We start from the raw sequence: 18,615 nt of genomic DNA on the forward strand, positions 1-18,615 counted from the left end.
GCCGCAGGCGGGCAGCCAACCCCCCCACGGCCCCCCCACCGTGCCGGGGGGGGCCCCGAGGCGTTCAGGAGGCCAGTTCGCAGGCCCGCGGGGACCGGGCGCCCCGGTGCGCACAGGTGGCCGCCGCCGCCCGGGCCGCGAAGCCCAGGACGTCCGTCCAGACGGGCCGGGGCAGCCCGGACAGTGCCCCGGCGGACAGCGCCCCGTGCGCGGTCAGCCGGTGGAGCAGCGCCGCGGTGACGGTGTCGCCCGCGCCGATCGTGTCGACCACCCGCACCGGTACGGCAGGAACCGCGAGTGCGCCGGCCTCCCGGGTGTACACGGACAGCCCGGCCGCCCCCCGGGTCAGCACCACCGCCGCGGGGCCCGCCGCCAACCACTCCCGCGGCGTGCCGCCCAGCCACTGCGCGTCCTCGACCGAGAGTTTCAGCAGGTCCACGGAGGGCAGCCAGGACCGGAACCGCGCCCGGTGGGCCTCGGCGTCCGGGACGAGGGCGGGGCGGACGTTCGGGTCCAGGACGGTCAGGACGCCGGGACCGGCGGACCCGTGCAGCAACTCCTCGTAGGCGCTGGCCCCCGGCTCCAGGACGAGCGAGCAGGTGCCGAAGGACACCGCCCGCGTCCCTTCGGGCAGCCCCGCGGGTGCGGTGAAGAGCCGGTCGGCGGTGCCGTCCACGTAGAACGCGTACCCGGCGGAACCGTCCGCGCCCACCGTGGCCAGGGCCAGCGTCGTCGGCTCCGGCCCCCGCTGGACGTGCGACACGTCCACGTCCGCCCCGCGCAATCCGTCGAGCAGGGCCTGACCGTAGCCGTCGGTGCTCAGCCGGGACAGGAACGCGGTGGGGGAGCCGAGCCGCCCCAGGGCCACCGCGGTGTTGTACGGGCCGCCGCCGGGCCGGGGACCCAGCGGGGCCAGCGGCCCCTCCCGCTCCGGCACCAGGTCGATCAGGGCCTCTCCGGCGACGACGATCACGTACGGGTCCCTTCTACGGTTCCGGCGCGTCCCGCACCGCAGCGTACGCGGACGGCCCGGCGCCCCTCCCGCCCCGGCAACGGCTGCCCCAGCTGCCCGGTCACGGCGTCCGTGCCACCCCTGCCCGGTCGCCGGAACCGCGGCCGGTAGGGTCGTCAGCGGCCCCCGGGGCCAGCCGGACTCCGTTGACCTGCACGAACACATGGAGACGTCATGTCTGCCCACTCGACTCCGAGCCGCCGCGCCCTGCTCCAAGGGGCGGCCGCCGTTCCGGTGGTCGGACTCGGTCTCGCCGGCTGCTCCACCGAGGGGAACCGACGGGCCGCCAGCGCGACCCCCACGGCCCCGGTGGAGCTGGGGCCCGAGGGCGAGGTGGCGAAGGGCACCACCAAGCTGTTCGAGGAGCAGAAGGTGGTCGTCACCCGGGCCGAGGACGGCGGTCTCACCGCCTACGGCAGCGTGTGCACCCACGCCGGGTGCCCCATGAACAAGCTGGAGGGGACGACCCTGATCTGCTCCTGTCACGGCAGCCGCTTCGACGCCACCACGGGCGAGGTGCTGGAACGCCCCGCGACCGTGCCGCTGCCCGAGGTGCCGGTCCGGGTCGAGGGCGGCCGACTGGTCGCCGGCCCCGCCGAAGCCTGAGCACCCCGACGCCTGAGCACCCCGGGCTTGAGCACCCCGGGCTTGAGCACCCCGGGCTTGAGCACCCGGGGCTTGAGCACCCGGGCCGTGGCACGGCCGGGCCCGATCAGCCCCAGTCCCAGGTGATCCCCAGCAGTCCCGCCCGCACCTGCGGTTCCACGAAGTGCACCGAACGGTGGCGCCCGCTCAACAACAGCTCCCGGCGCCCGCAGCGCGGTGCCGCCGCGGAGTTCTGGGTGAACCGGTGGCAGCGCACCGGCAGCGCCTCCTCCGCGAAGCTCACCTGGAGCAGGTACTGCCCCCCGGCGAAGCTGAAGCCGCGCACGTACTCCTGCGAGGTGCCCGCCGTGCCGTCCTCGAAGGCGTAGCGGAACAGATGGGTGTCACCGCCCCGCAGCACGGTGTCGAACAGGAACTCCGCCACCAGCACCCCGGTGCCGCCGTGCCAACGCACCCGGCCGGTCCGGCAGTTCTCCAGCGCCCGGACGACGACCCGGTCGGGGGCGCAGCCGGGGTCGCCGTGGTGGATGGCCACGTACCGGTCGACCCCGTCCTTGTGCGCGCGCACGATCTGGTGCGACTCGCGGCCCAACAGTTCGCGACGGGTGCCGATGTGCACCCGCTCGTGGTGCCCGACGGTGTGCAGTCCGCCGTCGAGCGGCGACTCCAACTCCCCGAGGAGCTGTTCCAGCACGTCCGAGGCCTCCACCAGGGAACGGTACGTCCGCGCCGCGGGGCGCCCGGAGCCCTTGGTGCCCTCGGGCTGGGCGAGGAGCCGGATCAGGGACTCCTCGGGCAGGTGCAGGACCTCCTCCAGGGCACGGACCGCCCGGAGCGACTCGGCGCGCTGCGGGCGCCGGGCGCCCTGTTGCCAGTAGCTCAGACTCGTCACCCCCACGTGCACGCCGAGCCGGGCCAGATGGTGCTGCACCCGCTGGAGGGAGAGGCTGCGCGCGGCGATCGCGGCCCGCAGGGCGGTGTGGAAGGGACCTGCCTTCAACGCCGTTTCGAGGTCCTCGGCGGGAGCCTGTGCCGGAGGTGTGCCGTGCCGCATCCAGGGGCCCTTCTGTGAATGTCCACAACGGCCCGACCGGTCGCCGGTACCGGTGCCGGGGCTGACCTGGCCGTCCTCCCCGACGCGTTCACACGGGTGCGCCCCCGTTCACGGACCCGTGTGCCCCCGCATTGAAGCGTGTTGACCTGCACTGGACAACACCTGATGCTCAACCCCAGCGTCCGGACGCGCTCCTCCGCTCACCCATCCCCCCAGTGGGAGGAACGCGATGCGCAAGAGAAACCCTCACACCACCCCACCGCGACGGTCAGCACTGCTCGCGGTGACCGTCGCCGCCGCGGCCCTGGCGGCACTCACCGCGCCCGTCGCCCAGGCGGCGCCGCCCACCACGCCGACCGCTGCCGCGGCGGCCGCCGACGGCCGGGCCGCTCCCGGTGACGTCTCGGCCCTCGCCACCAAGCGGCTGGACATCACCATGCAGGCCCAGCAGAAGACCAACTGGTGCTGGGCCGCCGCCGGCAACACGATCGCCGCCTGGTACGGCCGCTCGTACTCGCAGAACCAGTTCTGCAACGCCGCCTTCGGCCGCTCGCAGAGCTCCCAGTGCCCCAACTCCCAGGCCACCCTGGGCGATGTGCAGACCGGGTTGCGCTGGACCGGCGTCAACCCCGGCTCGTACGTCAACGGCTGGCTGCGCTACCCCACGCTCCAGACCGAGATCAACGCCAACCGGCCCGTGGAGACCCGCATCCAGTGGTCGTCCGGCGGCGGCCACATGCACGTCCTGTACGGCTACGACGACTCGGGCAGCTGGGTCTACTGGGGTGACCCCTGGCCGAGCAGCCAGCGCTACAGCTGGGCCTCCCACAACTGGTACGTCAACAACTCCACCTTCAGCTGGACCCACTCCCTCTACCGGATCGGGGCGTGAGACCGGTGCGATCCACCACACGACACCAGACCGCCGCCGGGACCCTGCCCCGGGCCGCGCTCACCCTCGGCGCGGCGGCCCTGCTCACCGTCCTCGCCGCCCCCGCGGCCACCGCCGACGCACCCCCGGCCACCGACCCGGCGGCCAGCGCGGCGGCCGACAAGGCGGCCGGCAGCGCCGGCACGCTCGACACCCTCACCCGGTTCTTCGCCCAGGACGGCGGCCAGACCCGTCCGCCCGGCGCGCCCGACGCACGGGCGTCCGCCACCGGCGCACCGCGCGTCGAGGACGGTGCGGTGCCGGTGCACCACCTGTCCCCCGACTTCGTCGCGGGCAAGCCGGGCGCCCCGGTCGCCGTCCCGGTGTTCCACGCCAGCCGGGCGGTCGCCGCGGACGGCCGCACCGCCTCCCTGTGGACGGCCCGGCACGAGGGCCGCTGGCAGGTCGTGAACATCGCGACCGGCGACGACGAGATCCGGTACGCGGCCCTGGGCGAGCGGAAGCTGCCCGGCGGAACCGTCTTCCAGGAGCCCCAGATCGGCGCCTGGTACGTGCAGCGGGGCGCCCGCGTGGTGCCCCTCGACGGGGAGGCGCGCCGTGCGGTGGGCGCCGACGGCGCGACCCTCGCCGAGTACCGCACGCACGTGCGGAGCGCCTACGGCGACAAGCTGCGCGGTTCGGGCTACGCGAAGTCCGGCAAGGCGGGCGGGTACGGACCGGCCGAGGCCGCCCCGGGCGCCGAACGGGCGCACGGACCGGCCGCCCACGACACGCCCGCGACCCGGGCGACCGAGCCGGACGGCGCCCTGAGCGTGCCGGTCGCGGTCGGCGCCGGCGCGGCCGGCGTGGGCCTGCTCGCCCTGCTGCTGTGGGCCGGCACCGCCCTGCGCCGCTGGGCCGGGCACCCGGGCAGCTGAACCACCCGGGGCCGCACCGCCGTGCGGCCCCGGGTCCGCTCCGGGCGCCCGCCGCCCGGGGCACCACGCCCCCGACCCCCGGTGTCCTCGCGAGACCACTCACCCCGCGAGCGCACCGGGTCGGGCCCCAGGGCCCGGGGCAGCCGGGCGCGGCACGGACGACCCCGTGTCGCGCCCGGCCCGCGCACCCGTCGACCGCCCTGGTCCGCGGCACGATCGTCAGTGCCCGCCAGTAGGGTGTGAGACATGGCAGACCCGTCTGCGTACAAGATCACCGGAATTCTATCCGGGGTCTGATCACAGCCCGATGCCGGACAGCTTGGACAGCCTGGTCAGCTCCGGGTTGCTGCGGCGGTGCAGGGACGACACGACGCGGAACACTTCCCGCCCCATGGGGTGGATGCGTGCCATCTGCGGGGCCACGTCCCACGCGACGCTCAGGCTCTTCAGGGCTCCGTCCCGGTCTCCAACGTCAAGCTGCGCCCGCGCGACGTTGATATGGGTCGGCGCTACCCGGGTCGGCGGGAGGCCGTCCAGGGCGGCCGACAGGTCGTCTGTGAGGCTCAGGGCGTCCCTGGGCTTGCCCAGGTCCACATAGGTGGCCAGACGGTGCGTGAAGACGTTCTGAGGGCCGACTGTGAGCCCCAGTACGTCACGGTCGCGGTTGCCCATGGTGTCGGAGGTGGCCACGGCAGAACGGATGTGCCGCTCAGCCTCCCGCTTCGCTTCCCGCTTGTCCTTGAGCCTGCCCGCGAGGGTCATCCCGCGAAGGTTCAAGATGCACACGGCGATGTCCCGATCCGTGCCACTGAGTGCTTGCTGAGCGTCGATGATCGCGCGGTCGATGAGGGTCAGCCCCCGTTCGACGTCCCCGAAGTTCAGATAGGTCCCCGCCCGGTCCCGTGCGGCGACGGCGACCCCGATGGGCGTGGGGTGCTGTTCCACGGCCCACCTCTGGCGCGTCACGGCCAGCTCTGCCATGTCCATCCAGCGGTGCCGCGCGGCGACCCAATAGACGGTGCTGTAGACCTCTGAGAGGTCTGTCCATGCCTCAGCCGTGTTGGTTGTGTGTGCGTGCGTCGTGGCGTCCCTGAGCAGCTTGGGGAGCACTCCCAAGAGCTGGGACACGTTCATCTGCTTCCGGTGCTTGTGCGCCTGCTCCATGTCGGTGCTGAGCTGCCCCACAGGGACCGACTCCAAGCCTGGAAGGTCATAGTCCCGCAGGGCGGCGCGCAAGTGCGTCAGAGAGCGTTTCTTACCCTTGGCCACAGCGGCCTTCCCCAGCACTTCCGCCATGGTCAGCCCCATAGGCTTGCCCACTGCGGCGGCGACGGCGGGCGTCAGGGTCCGGTCTCCAACTTCGATCTTGGACAGCAGGGAGAGCGAGACGTTCGCCCGTCTGGCCAACTGCACCTGTGTCAGACCGCGCTCTTTTCGGAGCACTGCCAGGTTCTCGCCGGGCGCAAGCTCTGTCGTGCTCTCGGGCTCATCGGTAGCGCTCATGGGCTCAGTCTTCCTCGCGGAGTCATCGCTGGATCCATGGTCACAGGTACTTCGGGTACCCGCACGGGCTCTGTGCAATCCGTGTGCAAGTTCCGCCGGAACCAGCGGCGTTGACTATGCACAGGGCCAGTCGCGGATGACAGGGCGGAAGTGATGACGCAGTTACTGACGTGGGAGCCGGGCACCGCCGTGTTCGACAAGCGGGCGCAGATGGTCGGGTTCGTGGACAAGCAGCACGGTCACAAGGTCATCCTGAAACGTCCGTCCGGGTTGAGCTGGGAGGCATGCGACCTGGGGGTGCGGGTGGCCAACAGCCGGGAGAAGATCCAGCTCCAAGCGCTGGCGCGGCACCACGCGAACGCAACGGGTCTTGCCAAGCTGGGGCGCTACCGGTTCGGGGCCACGCGGTGAGCCGCGTTCCGAAGGGGCGGAAGTTCACCGACGACGGCATGTTCTGGGGCGGCGTGCTGGCCCTGCTCACCTGGGGGTCGTGCCTCGCGCTGGTCATGACCGTGGTCCTGAAGCTCACCGACAGCCCCTAGCGGGCGGGAACCACCTGATTCTCCGGGCCGGCAGCGTGGCGTCCAGACGCGCTCTGCTGAGTCCGGTGCAACTCCCGGGCTCTCAGTCGGACACCCGTCCGCAGTGTTCCCCCGCTGGCTGAGGGCCTGGGGCACGACACCCCGGTTCCGGCCTCAGATCTGCCCGTCTCACCCGGCCAGGTCTGAGCGAATTTTCCCCCTGCCGGAACCGGGGGCAGTTCCCCGCCCCCCACAGGATCGCCATTCAGGACGGCCGGGCGTGACGGTGCGGCCGTCCCGGCTCCTGCGGGAGGCGGGTTCCACGCAAGTGCAGTGAACCACTCCACACCATGGAGGTCTTGCACGATGAGCACAGCAATCGAGACGCGGACGCGTGATCCGCGCACCATCCTGAACGCGCTGGAAGAGCGCGTTCCCCACCTCGTGGCCGATGTGGGGGTGGCCGACCTGTGGGAGCGGGAGGTTCGTCTCCTGCTGCGGGACAGCGTGGCCGTGCGCAGTCTCGCGGAGCGCATTCTCGGCCAGGGCATCGCGTACGTCGTCACCGCGATGGAGAACCCCGGCACCGACATGGGCGTCGGGTACACCGTGGACATCGGGGTTCATCAGCTCATCCTCGACACGCCCCTGTACTTCGCCCTGTGCGACGCGCACAACGGCGGCCGGTACAAGCACCATGCCCCGCTGATCGAGCGGCGTCGTGACGGTGTGGTGGCGCGGACGGCCGAGCTGATCCGGGCGGCCGGGTTCACGGTCGATGACGAGCTGTGGGCTACTGACGCGTCCGACTGCTCGCCGTGCAACGACAAGGTCCCCGACAGCCACTGAACCAGCGCTACAGTTCCTGCCCCCACCCCCTCTTCAGGGGGTGGGGGCGCAGCACTGCCGTACCTCCGACACGTGAAGGAAGCTACGTTGCCCGCACGCCACAACCTCGACAGTGAACGCGAACTCTGGGACACCTACGCCGAGAGCACCCGGAAGGACGTGTTCGAGTCGGAGCCCGTTTTCCGGTGGACGCAGTACGCGGGGCACGGGCCGGGGCCCGAACTCCTCGGCTCGCCGGAATCCGTCCTCGAAGTCGGCTGCGGTACCGGCCGTGCCCTGGCGTACCTCGCTCAGCAGGGGATCAAGGCGACCGGGGTTGATATGTCTCCGGTCATGGTGGCGAACACCACGGAACGGTGGGGCCCCATGGGGGTCCAGTTCGTGTGTGCGGAAGTTCTTTCGTATCTGGCCGAAACGACGGAGACCTATGACGCCGTCTATTCGATGTTCGGCGCTGTTTGGTTCACTGATCCGGCCAAGCTGCTTCCTCTGATCGCCAGTCGGTTGAATCCGGGCGGTGTGCTCGTCTTCGCGCACCCTCCGGCCATTCCCGGCGCATACGGGCCGCAGGGAATGTACAAGGGCGGGTTTGCGGGCAAGGCGATGTACACGTACCGCTATAGCTATACGCTCCGGAAATGGGAAAGTCTCTTGCTCAAGGCCGGGTTTCAGGAAGCGAAAGTGCGTGAATTGGAAGCCCCGACGCAAGGTCACATCGGAACCCTGATCGGCCGTGCTGTAGCCGCCTGAAAAGCGACGCAAATTCGAGGCCGGCACCCCATCCTCATTGAATGCATTCCGTAGTCGAGTGATTGTTTCACCCTCCTGGACCCGTACAGGATGGGGGCCTCTATGACGCCCCGGTCAGGAAGAGAGTAACCCAGGGGGGATCCCCCTCCCATCCCCGCCGAATTCTTGTGAAATTTTTCCACGACTCTGCGAGCGATCCGAGACGAATTGAAGCGTCGGAAGAATTTGTTTCTTTCGTGCTTGTTCGTGTCGCTGAAGTCTTTTCGTGTTGCGTTCTTGCGCTCTCGCAGCATGTGCCGTGCCGCCTCTCGGCGGCACGGCTCGTTGGTGCCTGTGGTGGTGCGGTCGGGTGCCGCAGGCGCAGGCGTGGACAACTGTCTGTCTGCGCCTGCGGCTACCCCTCAATCCGATCTATGTGTCAAATCAGGTGCCGAGGATATTTGGATCCCTGGAACTGGGATGCCAGGTCCAGGATTCTGGTACGCATGAATTCGCGTTCCATTTCCTTCTCGACTTCCGGGGGAATGTCGCCGGAGGTTGGGTCATACCGTCCGATCGATCTTTCCCGCTCCCGCTCGATCCGGTAATTACCGGTAGGGCATCTCCGGATGCGGACCCGTCCCGAATCCATCAGGCCGCCAGCTTGAGGCCGACCGACCGGACCGGATCAATCTCCGTGACACCGATGAATGTCTTACAGGTCGAGCGTTCCTTGTCGGAATCCGGGTTGTACGACATGTGCCAGGTCATTGCGTAGCCCTGCCCGTCGTCATCCGTCAGCGACTTACCGACAAGGCCCATCGGAACATTTGGGGCCTTGATCGCTACCGCGTACGCGTGGCCTGTATAGGCCATCGCACCCTTGACGAATGGAGACATGACGACATTGAAGCCGTGCAGCTTTCCGATGATCGCTTCACGGAGTGCGTCGCCGGAGTCGCCGGAGTCGGCCACCTGGGAAAGGTTGGGGTCGTCAAGAAGGATCTTCTTGATATCCGGGTCAACGACAAGCCATCGGGCCCCGCCGGTCGCGCGGGCCTTGTCGAGAATCGCACCGGCCGAGGTGATCGCATGCCGGGGCTTGGCCGGATCGATCACCAGTGCGCCGGGCGCGGCCGTGGTGGCGTCGATCTTCCTCTGAAAGGCCGCGCCGATGGCCTCCTCGATGTACTCGGCAAGGCCGGTTGTCTGCGGCGCGACGACCTGTGTTGCGAAGTCATGGATATTCAGCGCCATGTCATAGGCATCAAGGTCCACGGGGTTCGCGGCGTAGGTGTCCAGCGTGAGGGAAACGGTCTGCTCAGAAATGGACTGAGCGATCTTGTCCATGGAGCCCTCAAACTTCTTCGGGGCGATGGCCTTTGGGACACGGATGCGGACGTTGGAGCCGTGGCCTCCCTGAAAGTCTGACTCAGCGTCACGGAATACGGTCTTGCCGAGAACCAGCTCGGCCTTGAGGATCTCGACAGCGACACCGGCCACCATCTGGGACGTGGCGAAGCTGTTGTTGGCGACGGCGTCGCGCATGGTGGTCACTCGGAATTACTCCTAAAGGGGTTCAAGGGGAACTGCTGGGAAGGGGAGGGGGTTTGCGGGTCAGGCCGCGTCGGAGAACGCGACCTGAGAGGTCTCGGCGTGGCTGGGCTTGGCACGGCGGTACTCGAACACCGAACGCGCTGTGTCGGCCTCTGAGGCGTTCCGGATGGTGCCGGTGCGGTCATGGGTCACGCGGTGGTACTCGGCCGTCAGAGCGCGCGCCTCAACGCTGCCCTTCAGGTTCTCGACAAGGTCCGGGTACGGGATCAGAAGCGCATGGCCAAGATCGATGACGTCACGGACAGACATCTCAGAATCGCCGTTGAGCCATCGGTACGCGGTGGACTCGGCGCGGCCACAGCGGGCGGCCACTTCCTGATAGGTCAGGCCAAGCTCGGTGCGGCGGTTCCGGAAAGGGGTGAGGTTGACCATGGGGTCTCCTGTCTCTCCGCCTCTGGAGGGCGGAGGATGGTGGGTAAATGAAAAAAGGCCCGTCTAGGCGGGCCATGGCAGTACCTCAGAAGCCGCCTTCAAGGGGCGGCTACCAGTTACCTTGGAAGCGATATTCGAGCCCCAGGCCGGCACGGGGTGGGCTCTGGTGATCTCCGGCTGAGGTAGTCGCCTATAGAGGCAGCCTTTGAAGGCTGCCTTGAGAACTAACCACTCAGGGCAGCTTCAGGGCTGCCCCTGACTGCCTCACAAAAGGACACACGGAGGGGGCTTACGCCCCTATGAGGGATCATCTCTCAAAAGATGATCTCTGGTGTCCTTCTGTGTCTCACAGGAAGGTATCCGGGTAAGGCAGGCGTTAGAGTCTCGCCGAATCGCTGGTTGACCGTCTCAGGTCAGAGCCACCACCAACGACCGACTTCCGCCGCTGGTGTCCCTAGAGGGTTTCTTTCCCCTCACCCGTCACGTACCCAGTCCGGTTCCCCGATCCTGTGACAACCCAGTTCGTGTGAAGTGGGTCACGCCCTGGATGGCCCCCTTCCGGCCCGGGGCCAAAGCCCCGTACGCGCCCCGCCGCACTCCAGGGACACCCGGATGCCGGGAAGGGTCACGAGGGCTTGAGAGCGGCACGCAGAGACGGCGATGCCCCCGCCAGTCGAAGCCAGCGGGGGCGGAGCAAGAGAGGTCACCGCCTGAAGTGCGGTCCGTTGTAGTCGTCGCCGGTGATCTTCCGGGCAGCGCCGTTGGCGATGACCGTACGGCCCACCCGGACACTCTTCTCTCGGTGATCGGCTTCGGCCATTCGGAATTCCCGGATCATCCGGCGGTGAAGCGCCTTGAAGGCGCGGGCGGCGTACGAGCCGTCCACGGCCTCCCCCCGGGCGTACTTGCCGATGGCGGTCCGGTACCCCTGACTCGTCGTCCCCAGGTGGCAGAGCGCGGCATGCGCGTACTTGTGCCACGGCTGGGAACACTCGTTGGCCATGATCTCTTCCGGGGTGTACTCATCCAACTGGATACGGCGCTTCCGGTACTCCTCCCGGACCTCCTTGAACCCGTCCGGCCCCAGAGGGATACCACCGGCGAACCTCATCGAGTCCCGCTCACGGAAATGAACCTCGGAGCAGATCCCGCCGCCCCATGACCTGAGCGCCTTTTCCCATGCCTTCCGTTCGCGCTCTTTCGGGTCCTGATAGGTGCGGCCAGCAACTGGCCAGCCGTAGGAGATCAACTCTTTGACGAGCCGACCGGACCTCTCCAACTTGACTATTTTCTCCATCAGTTCATGACAGAGATCATCCGGCCCCAAGACCAGACCCTGCCAGTCCCGGGCCGCTTTCTCGGCAACCCTTCTGGCGAGTGGGTAAATATCCTGGGTGGCCCAACCAGCGTACGACACCGTTCCTCCTTTAATGGCGAAGGGGCCCCCGCATTTGGGCGGGGGCCCCTATCTGATTCTTCCCGTCTTGAGATTCTGATCAGGCGGCGAGCGCGGCTTCCTTGTTCTCGCTCCAGAACCTGTCCCACTGCGGACGGATCTCCGAAAGGGAAACCTCCCGCGCCGCCTCGCTCGCCTCTTCCGCGAATCCGGGCTCTATCGTCCCGGAGAGGACGTCACCCGCTCGGGCGGTAAGGTCCTCGGGTATCCAGGTGTGGACGATCGGAACGCAGGGGCTCTTGGGGGACCCGCCGAAATAGATGCGGATTCCTGAGTTGCGCAGAAGCTCGCCGCGCTTGTACCAGTCTTGTTCCCTGTTCCACCAGTCGCGGTAGGTCTCGCCGGTTCCCGTGACTTCCCAATAGGCATCCACGACGGGATCGGCTTCCAGCTTTTTCAGGTTTTCTTCGTGACGCTTCATGGTCTCTACGGTCTGCGTCCAGGCGACGGAACCGGGTTCGAAAGATCCGAGAGTTGCTGAGAGGTTGGATATCGCCTGCGTCAGTTGCGCGATCTGCGGCCTGTTGTCCTTCCCGGGGACGAACTCTTTCGTGGTGATCTCCTGATCCCCCAGAAGATCCATGTAGGATGCTTCGACAGAGGTGCGCACAAACTCGATCGGCCAGCCGATGCGGAAGCGGCATTTCTTGTAGGTGCTGTGAGTGCGGCACTTCATGTAGTGGTACCGCTTCCCTGTCTTGCTGTCGCTTGAGTCGGAGTTCATGTGCTCGCCGCACGGGCAGTAGATGGTTTCCCGGAGCGGATTGGAAATCGCCTTCGCTACGGTTCCTCGCTTCGCATTCAAAACATCCTGGAGCTTTGCGAACTCCTCTGGGGTGAGAATCGGGTCAGCCCACTGCACTGGCAAACCGTCCCGCATCCGAATCTCACCCTTGTGCATGGCGTAGCCCATGAGAGAAGGCTTGGACAGAACGACCTTGAGATTATTGTGCTGCCACTGATAACCCTTGACCTCGGTCATCTTTTCGTCGCGACCCTCAAGAGCATTGACGTGCGCCTGATAGTCCTTGGCTGTGAGTACGTCGCGCATGTTCCAGTCCCGCGCGATCTCCGAAAGCCTGTGACCACGGTTGACCAGCCGGTCGTAAGCCTCCCGGATCAGCTTGGACGTGACGGGGTCCAGAAACAGCCGCCGCCGACGCTTGCCGTCGCTGTATATGAAGGGGAGCGCGCGGTAGCCGAACGGCCACAGGCCGCCCGGCCAAAGGTCGTGCTGGCGGAACTGCTCGACTTGGATCAGCCGCTTCGTGACGATGGCGGCCCGGTACTCCTGCGCCTGAGTAGCCTTGACGTAGGCGATCATCCGGCCCGTGGGCGTGTGGATGTCCAGGGCGGGATCATCGAGACAGATGATCTCCTTACCGGCCTGGTGGCAGCGCTCGGCGAAGACCTCCCAGTGGTACTGGTTCCGGGTGATCCGGTCCAGGGTGGTGACCATGATCGCGTCCCACTGTTCCCAACGAGGGGAGCGCATCCACTGGCCCAGCTTCGGACGCTCGTCAAGGTTGATCGCGCCCGACACAGTCGCGTCCTCGACCATGCCTACGGCCACGTGGCCGCCCTCACCGATGGCGCGCGTCAGCCGCTCGTCCTGTGCGGCAAGCGCGTCTGATGTTTCGGTGTCGCGGCTGATCCGCTTGACCGCAAGTACCCTCATGGTCGGGGGTGCCCCTTCGTGTTCCCAGGTCCCCACCCGACTCATCCAGCAGTCATCCAGAGTAACCCGAACGAGTGTGGTGATCTTCGTAGTGGACCCCTCCAGCTACCGCCCCAAGCCGGGACAGATCCCCGACTCGCCGGGGGTCTACAAGTTCCGGGACGAACACCGTCGGGTGATCTACGTCGGCAAGGCGAAGAGCCTGCGCCAGCGGCTCGCGAACTACTTCCAGGACGTCGCGGGCATGCACCCGCGCACCCGCACGATGGTCACCACGGCCGCCTCCGTGGAGTGGACGGTCGTGTCCACGGAGGTCGAGGCGCTCCAACTGGAGTACTCCTGGATCAAGGAGTTCGACCCCCGGTTCAACGTCAAGTACCGCGACGACAAGAGCTACCCGTACCTCGCGGTCACGATGAACGAGGACTTCCCCCGGGTCCAGGTGATGCGCGGCCAGAAACGCAAGGGCGTGCGCTACTTCGGCCCCTACGGGCACGCCTGGGCCATCCGCGACACCGTCGACCTGCTGCTGCGGGTCTTCCCCGTGCGGACCTGTTCGGCGGGCGTCTTCAAGAACGCCGCCCGCACCGGCCGCCCCTGCCTCCTCGGCTACATCGGCAAGTGCTCCGCGCCCTGCGTCGGCCGGGTCACCCCCGAGGAACACCGCGAACTCGCCGACGAGTTCTGCGACTTCATGGCCGGCCGCACCGGCACCTACATCCGCCGGCTGGAAGAGCGGATGCAGGAAGCGGCCGAGGAGATGGAGTACGAGCGGGCCGCCCGGCTGCGCGACGACGTCCAAGCGCTGCGCACGGCGATGGAGAAGAGCGCCGTCGTCCTCGCCGACGCCACCGACGCCGATCTGATCGCCCTCGCCGAGGACGAGTTGGAAGCGGCCGTGCAGATCTTCCACGTGCGCGGCGGCCGGGTGCGCGGTCAGCGCGGTTGGATCACCGACAAGGTCGAGGCCGTCACCACGGGTGACCTGGTGGAGCACGCCCTCCAGCAGCTCTACGGCGAGGAGAGCGGCGACGCGGTGCCCAAGGAGGTGCTGGTCCCCGCGCTGCCGGAGCCGGCCGAGCCCGTCCAGGAGTGGCTGACCGGTCGCCGCGGCGCCGGCGTCTCCCTGCGGGTGCCCCAGCGCGGCGACAAGAAGGCGCTGATGGAGACCGTCGCCCGCAACGCCCAGCAGTCCCTCGTCCTGCACAAGACGAAGCGCGCCTCCGACCTCACCACGCGCTCCCGGGCCCTGGAGGAGATCGCCGCCGCTCTCGAACTGGACAGCGCCCCGCTGCGCATCGAGTGTTACGACGTCTCCCACCTCCAGGGCGACGACGTGGTCGCGTCCATGGTCGTCTTCGAGGACGGGCTCGCCCGCAAGAGCGAGTACCGCCGGTTCCAGATCAAGGGCCGCGCCGGTGACACCCAGCTCTGGCACGGCCGGGGGCAGGACGACGTCCGCTCGATGCACGAGGTGATCACCCGCCGTTTCAAGCGCTACCTCGCCGAGAAGGAGCGCACGGGCGAGTGGGGCGCCGAGGAACCCGACCCCTCCGAGTCCCTCACCGAGGGCCCGACGCCCGACGCCCCGGACGCGGCGGCGGCCGTCCCGGTCCCCCCGGACGCAGCCGCGCCCGACGTGCTGCGCGCCGACGGCACGCCCGACACCCCGACCGGTCCGACCGACGACAACGGCCGGCCCCGGCGGTTCGCCTATCCGCCGCAGCTCGTCGTGGTCGACGGCGGACAGCCCCAGGTCAACGCCGCCCAGCGGGCCCTGGACGAGCTGGGCATCGACGACATCGCCGTGTGCGGGCTGGCCAAGCGTCTCGAAGAGGTGTGGGTGCCGGGCGAGGACGACCCGGTGGTCCTGCCGCGCACCAGCGAGGGCCTGTACCTGCTGCAACGGGTCAGGGACGAGGCCCACCGCTTCGCGATCACCTACCAGCGGGCCAAACGCGCCAAACGTTTCCGGGCGAGCCCCCTCGACGACGTCTCCGGTCTGGGGGAGACCCGCAAGCAAGCCCTCATCAAGCACTTCGGTTCGGTCAAGAGGCTCCGGTCCGCGACAATCGACGAGATCTGCGAGGTGCCCGGCATAGGTCGCAAGACGGCCGAGTCCATCGCTGCCGCCTTCGCACGGGCGGCACCGGCCGCACCCGCCGTGAACACGGCGACCGGAGAGATCATTGAAGACGAGGAGCCCGTATCCGCGGGCACCTCGGAGAACCGACGGGGGCAGGAACCATGACGAACCAGGATGCACACGACGCGCACGACACGCGCGATACGGGCGCCGCGGCCGGGCCGGACACCCCGGCCGGGGCCACCGCACGGGACGAGGACGGACACGGTGCACATACGGAACCGGACAGCGACGGAGCACAGGCGGGTGCGGGCATGACGATCGATGCCGCGGGAGTCCCCGAGGCGGCCATCCCCGAACTGGTGATCATCTCCGGGATGTCCGGGGCGGGTCGTTCCACCGCCGCGAAGTGCCTGGAGGACCTCGGCTGGTTCGTGGTCGACAACCTGCCGCCCGCCCTGATCCCCACCATGGTCGAGCTGGGCGCCCGCTCCCAGGGCAACGTCGCCCGGATCGCGGTCGTCGTGGACGTCCGGGGCCGTCGCTTCTTCGACAACCTCCGCGAGTCCCTCGCCGACCTGGAGGCCAAGCACGTCACCCGGCGCATCGTCTTCCTGGAGTCCTCCGACGACGCCCTGGTCCGCCGCTTCGAAGGGGTGCGCCGCCCGCACCCGCTCCAGGGCGACGGCCGGATCGTCGACGGCATCGCCGCCGAACGCGAACTCCTGCGCGAGCTGCGCGGCGACGCCGACCTGGTGATCGACACCTCCAGCCTCAACGTCCACGAACTGCGGGCCAAGATGGACGCCCAGTTCGCGGGCGAGGAGGAGCCGGAACTGCGGGCCACGGTCATGTCGTTCGGGTTCAAGTACGGGCTGCCGGTCGACGCCGACCTCGTCGTGGACATGCGCTTCCTGCCCAACCCGCACTGGGTGCCCGAGCTGCGCCCCTTCAACGGGCTCAACGAGGAGGTGGCGGGCTACGTCTTCAACCAGCCCGGGGCCAAGGAGTTCCTCGACCGGTACGCCGAACTGCTCCGGCTGATCGCCGCGGGCTACCGCCGCGAGGGCAAGCGGTACGTCACCATCGCCGTCGGCTGCACCGGCGGCAAGCACCGTTCCGTCGCGATGTCGGAGAAGCTCGCCGCGCGGTTGGCGGCCGAGGGCGTCGAGACCGTCGTCGTGCACCGGGACATGGGTCGCGAATGACCGCGCGTTCACTCCGGCTGCGCCGCGCCGGCCGTTCCACCCCCCTCCGTCCGGGTGAAAAGCCGGTACGGGTCCGTCGGCGCGGTGCGCAGCCCAAGGTGGTCGCCCTCGGCGGGGGCATGGGACTGTCCGCATCGCTGGCCGGTCTGCGCCGCATCACCGGTGATCTGACGGCCGTCGTCACCGTCGCCGACGACGGCGGTTCCAGTGGGCGGCTGCGCGATGAACTGGGCGTGCTGCCCCCCGGTGACCTGCGCAAAGCCCTGGCGGCGCTGTGCGGTGACGACGACTGGGGCCAGACCTGGGCCCGGGTCATCCAGCACCGTTTCCACTCGGCCGGCGAGATGCACGGCCACGCCGTCGGCAACCTGCTGATCGTGGCGCTGTGGGAGCAGCTGGGCGACCACGTGCTCGCCCTGGACCTGGTCGGCAAACTGCTCGGCGCGCACGGTCGGGTGCTGCCCATGTCGGCGGTGCCGCTGGAGCTGGAAGCCCTGGTCAGGGGCCATGACCCGGAGCGCCCCGAGGACGTGGACACGGTCCGCGGGCAGGCCACCGTCGCCCTCACCCCCGGTGAGGTCCAGTCGGTCCACCTGGTCCCCAACGACCCGCCCGCGGTGCCGGAGGCGGTGGGAGCCGTCCTGGACGCCGACTGGGTGGTGCTGGGGCCCGGCTCCTGGTTCTCCTCGGTCATCCCCCACCTGCTGGTTCCCGAGTTGCGGGACGCGCTCACCGAGACCAAGGCCCGCCGGGTGCTCGCCCTGAACATCGCTCCGCAACCCGGCGAAACCGAGGGGTTCTCTCCGCAACGTCATTTGGAGGTTTTGGGACGACACGCCCCTAAACTCGCCCTGGACGTGGTGCTCGCCGACGAGGCGGCCGTGCCCGACCGCGAGTCACTCGCCGAAGCCGCACTGGGGTTCGGTGCCGCGGTCGAGCTGGCCCCGGTGGCCCGGACCGACGGCAGCCCGAGGCACGATCCGGAGCTGTTGGCCGCCGCGTACGACCGTATTTTTCGGATGCATGGAAGGATCGGCCCATGGCGATGACGGCAGCGGTGAAGGACGAGATTTCCCGGCTCCCCGTCACCCGGACCTGCTGCAGAAAGGCGGAGGTCTCGTCGATCCTGCGGTTCGCGGGCGGGCTGCACCTGGTCAGCGGACGCATCGTGATCGAGGCGGAGCTGGACACGGGGATCGCGGCCCGCCGGCTGAAGCGGGACATCCTGGAGATCTTCGGCCACAGTTCCGAACTGATCGTGATGGCTCCCGGCGGTCTGCGCCGCGGTTCCCGCTTCGTGGTCCGCGTGGTGGCGGGCGGCGACCAGCTCGCGCGCCAGACGGGTCTGGTGGACGGCCGGGGCCGTCCCATCCGGGGGCTGCCGCCGCAGGTGGTCTCGGGGGCCACCTGCGATGCGGAGGCGGCCTGGCGCGGGGCGTTCCTCGCACACGGTTCGCTCACCGAGCCGGGCCGTTCCTCCTCGCTGGAGGTCACCTGCCCGGGACCCGAGGCCGCGCTCGCCCTGGTCGGGGCGGCCCGCCGCCTCCAGATCGCCGCGAAGGCCCGTGAGGTGCGCGGGGTGGACCGGGTGGTCGTCCGGGACGGGGACGCGATCGGGGCCCTGCTGACCAGGTTGGGCGCGCACGAGTCGGTCCTCGCCTGGGAGGAGCGGCGGATGCGGCGCGAGGTGCGGGCCACCGCGAACCGGCTCGCCAACTTCGACGACGCGAACCTGCGCCGCTCGGCGCGGGCCGCCGTGGCCGCGGGCGCACGGGTCCAGCGGGCCCTGGAGATCCTCGGCGAGGAGGTGCCCGAGCACCTCGCCGCGGCCGGCCGGCTGCGGATGGAGCACAAGCAGGCGTCGCTGGAGGAGCTGGGGGCGCTCGCCGATCCGCCGCTGACCAAGGACGCGGTGGCCGGGCGCATCCGCCGGTTGCTGGCGATGGCCGACAAGCGCGCCTGTGACCTGGGCATTCCCGGCACCGAGTCCAACCTGACGGAGGACCTGGCCGACAGCCTGGCCGACAACCTGGTCGGCTAGGGGCAGCGTCGTCCCCCGGGGGGCGTGGACGGTCGTTCACCGACCGTCCACGCCCCCTGCGGCGTTTCCTGGCG

At 68.9% G+C, this 18,615-nt stretch carries 17 protein-coding genes and 1 pseudogene; 11 read left to right on the plus strand and 7 right to left on the minus strand.

Going from position 1 to position 18,615, the window contains the following annotated elements; all coding sequences use genetic code 11:
• Positions 1-64: 64 nt before the first annotated feature.
• Positions 65-973: a carbohydrate kinase gene (locus tag ACFWIA_RS11105; protein WP_387002629.1), complete on the minus strand. Its 909-nt coding sequence runs from the start codon at positions 971-973 to the stop codon at positions 65-67.
• A gap of 213 nt (positions 974-1,186) precedes the next feature.
• Here ACFWIA_RS11105 and ACFWIA_RS11110 point away from each other — a divergent pair, with 213 nt between their 5' ends.
• Positions 1,187-1,618 (plus strand): Rieske 2Fe-2S domain-containing protein, encoded by a 432-nt coding sequence (locus ACFWIA_RS11110; protein ID WP_387002631.1) that lies wholly within the window; start codon positions 1,187-1,189, stop codon positions 1,616-1,618.
• A 106-nt stretch (positions 1,619-1,724) separates the two neighbouring features.
• Here ACFWIA_RS11110 and ACFWIA_RS11115 read toward each other — a convergent pair whose 3' ends face one another.
• The gene (locus ACFWIA_RS11115) at positions 1,725-2,672 is read right to left on the minus strand and encodes a hypothetical protein (RefSeq protein ID WP_387002633.1); all 948 of its coding nucleotides are present in this window, start codon (positions 2,670-2,672) and stop codon (positions 1,725-1,727) included.
• A 229-nt stretch (positions 2,673-2,901) separates the two neighbouring features.
• Here ACFWIA_RS11115 and ACFWIA_RS11120 point away from each other — a divergent pair, with 229 nt between their 5' ends.
• Both ACFWIA_RS11120 and ACFWIA_RS11125 read left to right on the plus strand, forming a co-directional pair.
• Positions 2,902-3,564 carry a papain-like cysteine protease family protein gene (locus ACFWIA_RS11120; protein ID WP_387002635.1) on the plus strand — a complete coding sequence of 221 codons (663 nt, stop codon included), beginning with the start codon at positions 2,902-2,904 and terminating at the stop codon, positions 3,562-3,564.
• A gap of 5 nt (positions 3,565-3,569) precedes the next feature.
• A complete protein-coding gene (locus ACFWIA_RS11125) occupies positions 3,570-4,481 on the plus strand; it encodes a hypothetical protein (protein WP_387002865.1) in 912 nt (303 codons plus the stop codon).
• A 297-nt stretch (positions 4,482-4,778) separates the two neighbouring features.
• On the opposite strand, the gene ACFWIA_RS11130 is transcribed toward ACFWIA_RS11125, so the two are convergent.
• On the minus strand, positions 4,779-5,984 hold the full coding sequence (locus tag ACFWIA_RS11130; protein WP_387002637.1) for a helix-turn-helix domain-containing protein: 1,206 nt from the start codon (positions 5,982-5,984) through the stop codon (positions 4,779-4,781).
• Between the two features lie 153 nt (positions 5,985-6,137).
• Between ACFWIA_RS11130 and ACFWIA_RS11135 the strand changes: the two genes are divergently transcribed.
• From ACFWIA_RS11135 to ACFWIA_RS11150, 4 genes are all read left to right on the plus strand, one after another.
• Positions 6,138-6,395, plus strand: coding sequence for a hypothetical protein (locus ACFWIA_RS11135; RefSeq protein WP_387002639.1), 258 nt, complete (start codon positions 6,138-6,140; stop codon positions 6,393-6,395).
• Entirely contained in the window at positions 6,392-6,526 is a 135-nt protein-coding gene (locus ACFWIA_RS11140; protein WP_387002641.1) for a hypothetical protein, read from the plus strand. Before ACFWIA_RS11135 ends, ACFWIA_RS11140 begins: the two co-directional genes overlap by 4 nt.
• Positions 6,527-6,871: 345 nt before the next feature.
• Positions 6,872-7,354, plus strand: a complete 483-nt coding sequence (locus ACFWIA_RS11145) for a hypothetical protein (RefSeq protein WP_387002643.1) — start codon at positions 6,872-6,874, stop codon at positions 7,352-7,354.
• 87 nt (positions 7,355-7,441) lie between these two features.
• The gene (locus ACFWIA_RS11150; RefSeq protein WP_387002644.1) at positions 7,442-8,104 is read left to right on the plus strand and encodes a class I SAM-dependent methyltransferase; all 663 of its coding nucleotides are present in this window, start codon (positions 7,442-7,444) and stop codon (positions 8,102-8,104) included.
• A gap of 630 nt (positions 8,105-8,734) precedes the next feature.
• Here the strand turns inward: ACFWIA_RS11150 and ACFWIA_RS11155 are convergent.
• From ACFWIA_RS11155 to ACFWIA_RS11170, 4 genes are all read right to left on the minus strand, one after another.
• Positions 8,735-9,631 carry a P22 phage major capsid protein family protein gene (locus ACFWIA_RS11155; protein WP_387002866.1) on the minus strand — a complete coding sequence of 299 codons (897 nt, stop codon included), beginning with the start codon at positions 9,629-9,631 and terminating at the stop codon, positions 8,735-8,737.
• Positions 9,632-9,700: 69 nt separating this feature from the next.
• Positions 9,701-10,072: a helix-turn-helix domain-containing protein gene (locus ACFWIA_RS11160; RefSeq protein ID WP_387002646.1), complete on the minus strand. Its 372-nt coding sequence runs from the start codon at positions 10,070-10,072 to the stop codon at positions 9,701-9,703.
• Between the two features lie 703 nt (positions 10,073-10,775).
• Positions 10,776-11,489, minus strand: coding sequence for a hypothetical protein (locus tag ACFWIA_RS11165; RefSeq protein ID WP_387002648.1), 714 nt, complete (start codon positions 11,487-11,489; stop codon positions 10,776-10,778).
• A gap of 79 nt (positions 11,490-11,568) precedes the next feature.
• Positions 11,569-13,206, minus strand: coding sequence for a recombinase family protein (locus ACFWIA_RS11170; protein WP_387002650.1), 1,638 nt, complete (start codon positions 13,204-13,206; stop codon positions 11,569-11,571).
• Between the two features lie 88 nt (positions 13,207-13,294).
• Between ACFWIA_RS11170 and uvrC the strand changes: the two are divergent.
• The 4 genes and pseudogenes from uvrC to whiA all read left to right on the plus strand — a co-directional run.
• A pseudogene (gene uvrC / locus ACFWIA_RS11175) lies at positions 13,295-15,457 on the plus strand (excinuclease ABC subunit UvrC); the annotation flags it as partial.
• Positions 15,454-16,500 carry an RNase adapter RapZ gene (gene rapZ / locus ACFWIA_RS11180; RefSeq protein WP_387002652.1) on the plus strand — a complete coding sequence of 349 codons (1,047 nt, stop codon included), beginning with the start codon at positions 15,454-15,456 and terminating at the stop codon, positions 16,498-16,500. The pseudogene uvrC and the gene rapZ, both read left to right, overlap by 4 nt.
• A complete protein-coding gene (yvcK, locus tag ACFWIA_RS11185) occupies positions 16,497-17,549 on the plus strand; it encodes a uridine diphosphate-N-acetylglucosamine-binding protein YvcK (RefSeq protein WP_387002654.1) in 1,053 nt (350 codons plus the stop codon). The genes rapZ and yvcK overlap by 4 nt, the downstream gene beginning before the upstream one ends.
• Positions 17,540-18,541, plus strand: a complete 1,002-nt coding sequence (gene whiA, locus ACFWIA_RS11190) for a DNA-binding protein WhiA (RefSeq protein WP_387002656.1) — start codon at positions 17,540-17,542, stop codon at positions 18,539-18,541. The genes yvcK and whiA overlap by 10 nt, the downstream gene beginning before the upstream one ends.
• Positions 18,542-18,615 lie beyond the last annotated feature (74 nt).

This window comes from Streptomyces sp. NPDC127068, assembly GCF_042724695.1.
Taxonomy (GTDB): domain Bacteria; phylum Actinomycetota; class Actinomycetes; order Streptomycetales; family Streptomycetaceae; genus Streptomyces.